Origin of the sequence: Nocardia xishanensis NBRC 101358, from assembly GCF_001613365.1 — a bacterium.
Lineage (GTDB): Bacteria > Actinomycetota > Actinomycetes > Mycobacteriales > Mycobacteriaceae > Nocardia > Nocardia xishanensis.
In genome coordinates this window covers 1-10,313 of record NZ_BDCF01000096.1, presented here as the reverse complement: position 1 = coordinate 10,313, position 10,313 = coordinate 1, and the positions used below count along the sequence as shown (strand labels likewise).

9 protein-coding genes and 1 pseudogene are annotated in these 10,313 nt (G+C 69.5%); 8 read left to right on the top strand and 2 right to left on the bottom strand.

Annotation, left to right across the window (positions count from 1 at the left end; all coding sequences use genetic code 11):
• Positions 1-704: 704 nt before the first annotated feature.
• The 4 genes from gap to NX1_RS34435 all read left to right on the top strand — a co-directional run bounded on the left by gap (position 705) and on the right by NX1_RS34435 (position 4,698).
• A complete protein-coding gene (gene gap / locus NX1_RS34450) occupies positions 705-1,724 on the top strand; it encodes a type I glyceraldehyde-3-phosphate dehydrogenase (RefSeq protein WP_068069234.1) in 1,020 nt (339 codons plus the stop codon).
• 5 nt (positions 1,725-1,729) lie between these two features.
• Positions 1,730-2,944, top strand: coding sequence for a phosphoglycerate kinase (locus NX1_RS38300; RefSeq protein WP_068069227.1), 1,215 nt, complete (start codon positions 1,730-1,732; stop codon positions 2,942-2,944).
• A 3-nt stretch (positions 2,945-2,947) separates the two neighbouring features.
• Positions 2,948-3,733 carry a triose-phosphate isomerase gene (gene tpiA, locus NX1_RS38295; RefSeq protein WP_068069225.1) on the top strand — a complete coding sequence of 262 codons (786 nt, stop codon included), beginning with the start codon at positions 2,948-2,950 and terminating at the stop codon, positions 3,731-3,733.
• Positions 3,734-4,092: 359 nt separating this feature from the next.
• A complete protein-coding gene (locus NX1_RS34435; RefSeq protein WP_068069221.1) occupies positions 4,093-4,698 on the top strand; it encodes a DUF1579 family protein in 606 nt (201 codons plus the stop codon).
• 3 nt (positions 4,699-4,701) lie between these two features.
• Here NX1_RS34435 and NX1_RS34430 read toward each other — a convergent pair whose 3' ends face one another.
• Positions 4,702-5,496 carry an META domain-containing protein gene (locus tag NX1_RS34430; protein ID WP_084501987.1) on the bottom strand — a complete coding sequence of 265 codons (795 nt, stop codon included), beginning with the start codon at positions 5,494-5,496 and terminating at the stop codon, positions 4,702-4,704.
• 213 nt (positions 5,497-5,709) lie between these two features.
• Between NX1_RS34430 and NX1_RS34425 the strand changes: the two genes are divergently transcribed.
• From NX1_RS34425 to NX1_RS34415, 3 genes and pseudogenes are all read left to right on the top strand, one after another.
• Positions 5,710-7,320 carry an MFS transporter gene (locus tag NX1_RS34425; RefSeq protein WP_068069218.1) on the top strand — a complete coding sequence of 537 codons (1,611 nt, stop codon included), beginning with the start codon at positions 5,710-5,712 and terminating at the stop codon, positions 7,318-7,320.
• 65 nt (positions 7,321-7,385) lie between these two features.
• On the top strand, positions 7,386-7,619 hold the full coding sequence (gene secG / locus NX1_RS34420) for a preprotein translocase subunit SecG (RefSeq protein ID WP_067835097.1): 234 nt from the start codon (positions 7,386-7,388) through the stop codon (positions 7,617-7,619).
• A gap of 100 nt (positions 7,620-7,719) precedes the next feature.
• A pseudogene (locus NX1_RS34415) lies at positions 7,720-8,151 on the top strand (hypothetical protein); the annotation flags it as partial.
• Positions 8,152-8,242: 91 nt separating this feature from the next.
• Here NX1_RS34415 and NX1_RS34410 read toward each other — a convergent pair.
• Complete coding sequence (locus tag NX1_RS34410; RefSeq protein ID WP_068069215.1) at positions 8,243-9,091, bottom strand: SDR family NAD(P)-dependent oxidoreductase; 849 nt, start codon at positions 9,089-9,091, stop codon at positions 8,243-8,245.
• A 96-nt stretch (positions 9,092-9,187) separates the two neighbouring features.
• Here NX1_RS34410 and NX1_RS34405 point away from each other — a divergent pair, with 96 nt between their 5' ends.
• Complete coding sequence (locus tag NX1_RS34405; RefSeq protein WP_068069237.1) at positions 9,188-10,135, top strand: alpha/beta fold hydrolase; 948 nt, start codon at positions 9,188-9,190, stop codon at positions 10,133-10,135.
• The last annotated feature ends 178 nt before the right edge of the window (positions 10,136-10,313 follow it).

Sequence of the window (10,313 nt, the reverse complement as noted above, 5' to 3'; positions counted from 1 at the left end):
CGCGCGGTCACCGGCCAGCTCGGCGAACCGCGGCGCGAGTTCGGCGAAGACCGGGCCCCCGGCGGTGGCGGGGGTGGTCCAGACGGCGACGGCCGCGCCTCCCACCAGCGACCCGCACACGGCCGTGCGGCAGGCGGATGCGGGTGAGGAAAAGCTCCTGCATTTCGCGAACCCGCTTGTCGTGGTCGCGGGCGTCGATGGTGTGGCGGGTCCACGGGTAATCGGCGAATGCCCGGCAGAGGGCGCGGGTGGCGGCGGGAATGTCCGAGACAGTCGCCGGTCGCTCAGTCCTGTGGGCGGTCTTGGACGACTGTTCGGTACGCACTTCGTCCATCCGGTCGCGCCACGCGGGATGCGTCAGCGATTTTTCGGACATCCCGGCTTGCGCGCGCGTCACGCCCGGCCTGCGGGCGGGGTCATCGGCGAATACTCCGGTGCCGCGACAGCGAAAAACGTTGCGGCGCTGCGCTTCCGCGACACGCGGAAGTCTGTCCAGGGGGATTGTCGCCGTCCTCGACTCCGCGCGGGCGGCGCGAGCGGGCGTCCGCACTGGCCGCGACGTGGCGCGCCGCCGCCGGATCGTGACCGGTCACGGCCCTCGAGCCGGTCTCACCAAGCCAGGTGCGTGTCGGAGAGGTGACCGCAGGGCATTAGTGTGAGTAAGGCATCGGAATGAATCCGCTTGAAAGCTGAGGAGCGATAACGTGACTGTCCGGGTAGGCATCAACGGCTTCGGTCGTATCGGACGTAACTTCTTCCGGGCGGTGGAGGCGCAGAAGGCGCTTGGCACCACCGACATCGAGATCGTCGCGGTCAACGACCTCACCGACAACGCGACCCTGGCCACGCTGCTGAAGTACGACTCCATCCTCGGCCGTCTGCCGCAGGACGTCTCGCTCGACGGCGAAGACACCATCGTGGTCGGCGACCAGCGAATCAAGGCACTGGCCATCAAGGAAGGCCCGGCGGCCCTGCCGTGGGGTGACCTCGGCGTCGACGTGGTCGTCGAATCCACCGGCATCTTCACCGACGCCACCAAGGCCAAGGGCCACCTGGCGGCGGGCGCCAAGAAGGTCGTCATCTCCGCCCCGGCCAAGGGCGAGGACCTGACCGTGGTCATGGGTGTCAACGACAGCCAGTACGACGGCAGCCAGAACATCATCTCCAACGCCTCGTGCACCACCAACTGCCTCGGCCCGCTGGCCAAGGTCCTGAACGACGAGTTCGGCATCGAGCGTGGCCTGATGACCACGATCCACGCCTACACCCAGGACCAGAACCTGCAGGACGGCCCGCACAGCGACCTGCGTCGCGCCCGCGCCGCCGCCCTGAACATCGTGCCCACCGGCACCGGCGCCGCCAAGGCCATCGGCCTGGTGCTGCCCGAGCTGCAGGGCAAGCTGGACGGCTACGCGCTGCGCGTGCCGGTCCCGACCGGCTCGGTCACCGACCTGACCGCGACCCTGCGCAAGTCGGCCACCGTCGACGAGATCAACGCCGCGTACAAGGCCGCCGCCGAGGGGCCGCTCGCCGGCATCCTGAAGTACAACACCGACCCGATCGTCTCCAGCGACATCGTCACCGACCCGCACTCGTCGATCTACGACGCGCCGCTGACCAAGGTCATCGACGACCAGGTCAAGGTCGTGTCCTGGTACGACAACGAGTGGGGCTACTCCAACCGCCTCGCCGACCTCATCGGCCTCGTCGGCAAGTCCCTCTGAGCCGCATGACTGTCAAGACGCTCCAAGACCTCCTGAACGAGGGTGTCGACGGCCGTGGCGTGCTGGTGCGCTCCGACCTGAACGTCCCCCTCGACGACAACGGACAGATCACCGACCCCGGCCGCATCATCGCCTCGGTCCCGACGATCGAGGCGCTGGTCCAAGCGGGCGCCAAGGTGGTCGTCACCGCGCACCTCGGTCGTCCGAAGGGCGAGCCGGACCCGAAGTTCTCGCTGGCTCCGGTCGCCGCCAAGCTGGCCGAGCTGCTCGGTCGCAACGTCCAGCTGGCCGGTGACGTGGTGGGCTACGACGCGCTCTCGCGCTCGGAGGGCCTCACCGACGGCGACGTGCTGCTGCTGGAGAACGTGCGCTTCGACCCCCGCGAGACCAGCAAGGACGAGGCCGAGCGCGGCAAGCTCGCGGCGGCCCTCGTCGAGCTGGTCGGCGAGGACGGCGCGTTCGTCTCCGACGGCTTCGGCGTCGTGCATCGCAAGCAGGCCTCGGTCTACGATGTGGCCAAGCTGCTCCCGCACTACGCGGGCACGCTGGTCGCGGCCGAGGTCGAGGTGCTGGCCAAGCTGACCGAGAATTCCGAGCGGCCGTACGCGGTCGTGCTCGGCGGCTCGAAGGTCTCCGACAAGCTGGCGGTCATCGAGGCGCTCGCTCCCAAGGTCGACACCCTGGTGATCGGCGGCGGCATGTGCTTCACCTTCCTTGCCGCACAGGGCCTTTCGGTGGGCTCCTCGCTGCTGCAGGAGGAGATGATCGAGACCTGTAAGGGCCTGCTCGAGCGCTACGCCGACGTCATCCACCTGCCGCGCGACATCGTGGTGGCGGACAGGTTCGCGGCCGACGCGGACTCGAAGGTCGTGCCCGCCAACGAGATTCCCGAAGGCTGGATGGGTCTGGACGTGGGTCCGGAGTCGGTCGACCGGTTCGCGGCGCTGCTCACCGAGGCGAAGACGGTGTTCTGGAACGGCCCGATGGGCGTGTTCGAGTTCGACAACTTCGCCGCGGGCACCCGCGGGGTCGCCGAGGCCATCGTCACCGCCACCGGTAAGGGCGCGTTCACCGTGGTCGGCGGCGGCGACTCGGCCGCTGCCGTGCGCGCGCTCGGACTGCCCGAGGACGGTTTCTCGCACATCTCCACCGGCGGCGGCGCGTCGCTGGAGTACCTGGAGGGCAAGGAACTTCCCGGCATCAGCGTTCTGGAGGACTGATCCATGGCACGCAAACCGCTCATCGCGGGCAACTGGAAGATGAACCTCAATCACCTCGAGGCCATCGCCCTGGTGCAGAAGATCGCCTTCGCGCTGCCGGAGAAGTACTTCGCCAAGGTCGACGTCGCGGTCATCCCGCCGTTCACCGACATCCGCAGCGTGCAGACCCTCGTCGAGGGCGACAAGCTGCTGATCACCTACGGTGCGCAGGACGTCTCCGTGCACGACGCGGGCGCCTACACCGGTGAGATCAGCGGCGGCATGCTGGCCAAGCTCGGCTGCACCTTCGCGGTGGTCGGGCACTCGGAGCGCAGGCAGTACCACAACGAGGACGACGCCACCGTGCTCGCCAAGGCGAAGCAGGCGCTGAAGCACGGCATCACGCCGATCGTCTGCATCGGCGAGGGGTTGAACGTCCGCGAGGCGGGCACGCACGTCGAGTACAACCTCGAGCAGTTGCGGGCTTCGCTGAAGGGACTGACCACCGAGGAGATCTCGAAGGTCGTCATCGCCTACGAACCGGTGTGGGCCATCGGCACCGGCAAGGTCGCCACCCCCGCCGACGCGCAGGAGGTGTGCGGCGCCATCCGCGCCGAACTCGGCGAGCTGGCCTCGCCCGAGGTCGCCATGGAGGTGCGGGTGCTCTACGGCGGTTCGGTCAACGCCAAGAACGTCGGCGAGCTGGTCGCCCAGCCCGACATCGACGGTGCGCTGGTCGGCGGCGCGTCGCTGAAGGGTGACGAGTTCGCCACCCTCTCCGCGATCGCCGCGGGCGGCCCGCTGCCCTGAGTCACTGAGGGCTTCGCCCCGAGTGATCGAGGGCTCAGCCTCGAGTTGATCGGGGCTTCGCCCCGAGGCTGCATCGACGGCCCGGTATCGCGCGTGCGATACCGGGCCGTTTCGTTTCCTGCGGCAGCTCCACAGTGTTCCGAAAGTTCCCCGGCCCGGGCGTGCTCGAAACGCTTTGTCCGCGGCGCTGTGCTGGTGGCGCGGCGTGGGGTCGAGTGGTGTTTCGCGAAGCCGTTTCGTTCTCGGCGAAACCGTGCGGCGGCCGGTGGCGCGCTTCCTGTGTGATGATGGGCTGGCTCTGATCACCAAGGCAGACAAGGATTTCCGTGCGCTCCACCCTTTCGCGTGCCCTTTGCTCCGTGACGTTCGTCGCGATCGCCGCGCTCGGCGGGGGCTGCTCGGACGACACGACGACCACCGCCGCGCCCGCCGCATCGTCCTCGGCGACGGTCGACCCGAGCGCCCAGGACCCGGGCCATCGCAGGCTGAACCAGTTGGTCGGCGAATGGCGCGGCGACAAGTCGACCTTCGTCGCGGGCGGCACGCCGGACAAACCGATCCGGACGGAGATCGTCTCCCACTGGCAGTGGATCGCCGAGACCGGCAACAACTTCCTCCGCGAGATCGCCACGGGCGATTTCGGTGACCGGCCGTACTACCGGCAGGGCACCCTCGGCTACTCGCCGACCGACAACAGGTACGAGTGGACGACGGTGGACAGCGTCACGCCGATGATGATGACCTACAAGGGCGTCAAGGCCAGCGGCGGCAGCGACACCGAGATCACCGTGTTCGGCGAGTTCACCGATCCGGGTGTGCTGGGCGATCGCTTTGTCGGCCAGACGATTCCGATGCGCACCACGATCCGGCTGGAGTCGGCGGACCGGGTGGTGATGGAGCTGTATTTCACCCCGCCGGGGCAGGCGGAGATGATCGCGGACCGGGTGATCCTCACCCGGAAGTGAGCGCTACTGCGCCGTCAGGGTGAGGCCGTGGCCGTTCTGATTGCGCAGGGTGAGGATGTCGGCGTCGATGGTGGCGGTGGCGGTCCCGTCGAGCGCGCGCAGCACCACGGTCTCGACCTCCATCACCTCCGGCGGGCACATCATCTTGGTGGCGCCGAGCCGGAAGGTCACCTTCTCACCATTTTGTCCCGGCTCGATGGTGGCCGTGCCGGACAGCCGGTTGCAGCCCGCCGAGCCGGAGACCGAGCCGTCCTCGGCGATCACCAGCGTCGGCTTCGCGTCGACGACGGCCTGGGACCGGATCTGGGCGTCCGGCGTGATCAGGCCGTTCACCACCCACGTGGTGCCGCGCAAAGGTTTGTCCGGCTGCGCGACCTTCTTGTCCAGCAGCGTGACGATCTGCTCGTTGTTCCGCAATGTCAGGGTGTCGCCGTCGAGTTGCCAGGTCGGCGCGGAAGTCAGCAGTGTGTCCACCCAGCGATCCGCGTCGGCCGCCTCGCCGGGACAACCGATCAGCGTGCTCGCCAGCTCCTCGGTTCGCAGCACATGGTCGTCGAGCGTCACCGCACCCGAGATCGTGTTGCATCCCGCGTACGCGGTGACCTTGCCGTCCGCGAACCGCAACGAGAGTGGGCCGCCGCCCGGAATCGGCTCTCCCCGCACCTGCGTCGACAGGAATGTGCGCCCCATCGGCGTCGCCCCCGGCTCGCTCGGCTCGGTGTCCTCTCCGCCGGAGCAGGCGGCGACACCGAAGGCGAGCAACAGCACCGGGACGAATCGCAACAGTGAGGACGCCATGGGCGCGATGCTACCGAGATCGAGGCTCGCGCCGCGGGATGCAGACGCGCACACCGCTCGGCCGCAGCCGAAATCGACTTCGCCCATACGGGCGGACCGGGCAGGACCACGCACTGGCGGCGGTGACTCGGCGGCGTAGGCCGGTCGCGCAGAAGAAACCTCGAGCGGCGGCCCGGCGGATACGCGGAACGGTGCGGGTCGGCGCGCGGCGATATGCTCGGCAAAGTGACCACCGCCGACGCGACGACCCCGCTCTCCACCTGGGCGCCGCTGCGGTCGCCGATATATCGGGCGCTGTGGATCGCGCAACTGGTGTCCAATCTCGGCACCTGGATGCAGACGGTCGGCGCGCAGTGGCTTCTCGTCGACGAGCCGAACGCGGCGACGCTGGTCTCGCTTGTGCAGACGGCGATCACCCTGCCGGTGATGCTGCTGTCCATTCCGTCCGGGGTGATCGCCGACCTGGTCGACCGTCGCCGCCTGCTGCTCGGCGCCCAGTCCACCATGGCATTGCTGGCTGCCGTGCTCGCCGTCTCCACCGCGACGGGGCACACCACGCCCGGGGTGCTGCTCGCCCTGCTGTTCCTGCTGGGCTGCGGACAGGCGCTCACCGCGCCCGCCTGGCAGGCGATCCAGCCGGAACTGGTTCCCCGCGAACAGATTCCGTCCGTGGCGGCGCTGGGCAGCATGAACATCAACATCGGCCGCGCGGTGGGACCGGCGCTGGCGGGCGTGCTGGTCTCGCTGTCGGGGCCGACGCTGGTGTTCGCGCTCAACGCGCTGTCCTTCGCGGGCATCGTCGCGGTGCTCGCCGTCTGGCGCAGGCCGGTCAAGGATCGTCAGCTGCCCACCGAACGGCCGCTGGCGGCGCTGCAGGCGGGCACTCGATTCATCCGGGCCGCGCCCGCGATCCGCCGGGTGCTGCTGCGGTCGATCCTGTTCATCGCGCCCGCGAGCGCGCTGTGGGCGCTGCTTCCGGTGATCGCGCGCGACTCGCTCGGTCTGTCGTCCTCCGGGTACGGCCTCATGCTCGGCGCGCTGGGACTCGGCGCCGTGCTCGGCGCGCTGGGGCTGTCGCGGATCCGCGCGCTGCTGACGCCGACGCAGCGGCTGACCGCGGCCGCGGTGCTGTTCGGCGCGGCGTCGGTGGGCGCGGCGCTGCTGCACCACGTGGCGCTGGTGCTCCTGTTGCTGGTGGGCGCGGGTCTGGCCTGGCTGCTGGCCATGTCGACGATGAACTCCACCATGCAGCTGCTGCTGCCCGCCTGGGTGCGTGCCCGCGGGCTCTCGGTCTACATGCTGGTCTTCATGGGCGGGCAGGCGCTCGGCTCGCTGTTCTGGGGCCTGGTTGCCGGTGCGCTCGACTCGGTCGCCGCGCTGCTCATGGCGGCGGCGCTACTGGCGGGCAGTGCGGTGAGCAGCGTCTGGCTGCCGATCCGGCACAACGCCGAGGAACTCGACCACACGCCGTCGGCGTTCTGGCCCGAGCCGCAGCTGGTGGTGGAACCGCAGCCCGACGACGGCCCCGTACTGGTGCTGCGGTCCTACGACGTGCCGGAGGACCGGGTCGAGGAATTCCTCGAGGCGATGGCGTTCGTCGGACGGTCGCGCCAGCGCACCGGCGCGATGGAATGGCGTTTGTACCGGGACGTCGGCGTGGTCGACCGCTACGTCGAGGCGTTCGTGGTGCGCTCGTGGGCCGAGCACATGCAGCAGCATCAGGTGCGCCTGACCGCGCAGGATCAGCTGCGCGAGCACGCCGTGGCCGAATTCGGCGCGGGCGAGGAGCAAATCACCCATCTGGTCGGAGTGGACCGCCGATAGGCCGCGGCCCGCCGCCGCGTGCCCCGTTTAGGCGCGGGGTGCACCCACCCCATAGACTGATCGCCATGCGGATGTTCCTGGATATCCTCCTGATCATCACCAGCGTGCTGCTGGTGCTGCTGGTGCTGCTGCACCGCGCCAAGGGTGGAGGCCTGTCCAGCCTGTTCGGCGGCGGCGTGCAGTCGAGCCTGTCCGGCTCCACCGTCGTCGAGAAGAACCTCGACCGCGTCACCATCTTCACCGGCCTCATCTGGGTCATCGCGATCCTCGGCATCGGCCTGGAGATCAAGTTCGCCTGAGCAGGCAATGGCCGGTCACCGGGCCTGCCGCGAACGTTGGCGCGCGATTCACTTCCCGTTACCACCAAGGCCGCGGCCGCCGCACAGTCCGGCAGCGTGAGAGATCGCCGGGCGCTCGGACACGCTGACGCCGCGATTCGATCTCGCGCACGCCGCCTACCGTCCGGTCGCGCTGCCCTTCGAGGAGCAGGCGCCGTGGAAGTCGGAATACGAACGGGAACAGGCGGCTTGGAGCCGGATGACGTCTACCATCTCCATGGGCGCCACCATCGGGACGCTGGTCGGCGGGTTGGGCGGCGCTGCGGTCGGCTGCGTGCTCGACGGCGTCGTCGGCGCGACCGTGGCGTCGGCGACCATCGCGGGGCTGTTCGGTCCGTTCATTCCCGCCGCCGCGGTGGGTTGCCTCGGCGGCCTCGTCGCGTTCGGCGCGTTCGGCACGGTCGCGGGTCAGTTGCTGGTGACCGCGCCCGTCGCGGTCTTGGCCGCGGCCCAGTACTTCACGACGATCGACACTCCGTTCCCGAAGAAGTGATCTCGGCGTGGCTCGCGCTCGCTCGCGCGTCACGACCAGCGCCGCGGCGGCCGCGACGCGGTGATGCGGGAGACGTCGACCACGCCGCGGGTCAGTCGTTGCGCGGCACCCGGCCGTCGACGTCGGTGAAGCCGTATTCGTCGGCGAGGTCGGCCACCCGCCAGGCCCGTCCGGTGCGAGCGCGTCGGCGCGGATCGGCGGCCAACGCCACCACGGCGCGCCCGGGGAAGCGTGGCGTCTCGGCGGTGGCCAGATCGAAGGTCCCTTCGCCGGGCAGGGTGACCAGGCGCCGTCCCTGGGTGTCGGCGGGGACCAGTTGCAGCAGTTCGGTGTCCACGATGCCCGGCCACAGCGAGACCACGGTGACCTCGGTGTCGGCGAGATCGTGCGCCATGTCCGCGGTGAGCCGGTCCAGTGCCGTCTTGGCGACGCCGTAGACCGCGTTGTGCATGTATCGCCGCGACCCCGGCGAGGAGACGTTGACGACGAGCCCGCCGGAGCCGATGAGCAGCGGCGCCGCGAAAAAGCCTGCCGCGTAATGGGATCGGACGCCGACGTCGAAGCTCTCGTCCCAGGCCGTCGGGGGCACCTCCCAGAACGGTTTGCCAAGCCAGCGGGCGGCGGCGGGGGAGTTGTAGACGTTGTTCACCAGCACGTCGAGACGACCCTGTTCGGCGCGCACCCGCTCGAAAAGGCGCTGTACGGCGTCGTCGTCGCGGTGATCGCAGACGAAGGGGATGCCGCGCCCGCCGAGCGCGTCGATCTCGGCCGCGGTGTCGTGCACCGTGCCCGGTAGTCGGCCGGGCGTCGCCGACCGGCCGGTGATATACACCGTCGCGCCCGCCGCGCCCAGTTCCAGCGCGATGCCCTTGCCGATGCCGCGGCTCGCGCCGGTGACGACCGCGACCCGGCCGTTGAGTTCTCGAGGTATTCCGCTCACGACTCTCGGACATTACCGTGATTCATAGAACGCGTTCTAAGTTTGGAGGCGAGAGTGGAGCCGACGCATCGGTTCGTGACCACCAACGGGATCCGGATGCACGTCGCGGAACAGGGCAGCGGCCATCCCGTGGTGTTCTGTCACGGTTTCCCGCACACCTGGTTCGTCTGGCATCGGCAGCTGGCCGCGGTCGCGGCGGCCGGATATCGCGCCCTCGCGCCCGACCTGCGCGGGTACGGCCGGACCGAGGCTCCCGACGACCCGGCGCAGTACACGAATCTGGCGGTCATCGATGATCTGCTCGGCCTGCTCGACGACATCGGCGCCGAGCGCGCGGTGTTCGTCGGACTGGATTTCGGCGCCGCCTTGGTGTGGGAGCTGGCGTTGCGCGCACCCGAGCGCGTCGCGGGCCTGATCGTGCTGAACAACCCCTATGCGCCGCGGCCGCCGCGCGCGCCGTCCGAGCTGTGGGCGAAAGCGGCCGCGCGCCATTTCCTGCATTTGGACTATTTCCAGCGGCCCGGCGTCGCCGACGCCGAACTCGGGGCCCGTCCACGGGATTTCCTCGCCCGCGTGTACTACTCGCTCAGCGCCGACTATCACTACCTCGACACGTGGCGCTTTCCCGCCGAGGGCACCGGCTATCTCGATGTGCTCCCCGAGGCTCCTGCACTGCCGTGGCGATGGCTCTCCGAGGACGAATTCGATACGCTGGCTACCGATTTCGAGCGCACGGGTTTCACCGGCGGTCTCAATTGGTACCGCAATCTGGACCGGAACTGGACCCTCACGGCCGACTACGCCGACGCGCGGGTGACCGTGCCCACCTACTTCCTCTACGGCGAGCGCGACCCGGATATGGAGGGTTTCAGCGGACGCGATCCATTGGGGACGCTGCGCGCGTACGTGCCGGATCTGCGCGCGGTGACGAAGGTTTCCGACGCCGGGCACCTCGTCCAGCTCGAGCGCGGCGACGAGGTGAACGCGCTGATCACGGCGCATCTGGCCGACCTGGCGCCCGCGACGGCCGACGTGCCGGCCTGACGTCCGTCCCGGTCATCGCCGCCGCGGCGGGACCCGACCGGCGGCGACCCGGGTGCGGACGGCGGTCAGCACCGCGATCACCAGGACTGTCACGATCTCCAGGAGATTCCAGGCGAGGCCGTCGGCGGCGGGTTCGACGGGCTGCGGGTCGGCCGCTCGCGGTGGGCGTGCGGGCAGC

What these genes read in the sequence shown, in the direction of transcription:
- NX1_RS34430 (WP_084501987.1), bottom strand. Translation starts at nt 5,496, where the DNA reads ATGGCGTCCTCACTGTTGCGATTCGTCCCGGTGCTGTTGCTCGCCTTC.
- secG (WP_067835097.1), top strand. Translation starts at nt 7,386, where the DNA reads ATGCGGATGTTCCTGGATATCCTCCTGATCATCACCAGCGTGCTGCTG.
- NX1_RS34425 (WP_068069218.1), top strand. Translation starts at nt 5,710, where the DNA reads ATGCTCGGCAAAGTGACCACCGCCGACGCGACGACCCCGCTCTCCACC.
- tpiA (WP_068069225.1), top strand. Translation starts at nt 2,948, where the DNA reads ATGGCACGCAAACCGCTCATCGCGGGCAACTGGAAGATGAACCTCAAT.
- NX1_RS34405 (WP_068069237.1), top strand. Translation starts at nt 9,188, where the DNA reads ATGCACGTCGCGGAACAGGGCAGCGGCCATCCCGTGGTGTTCTGTCAC.
- NX1_RS38300 (WP_068069227.1), top strand. Translation starts at nt 1,730, where the DNA reads ATGACTGTCAAGACGCTCCAAGACCTCCTGAACGAGGGTGTCGACGGC.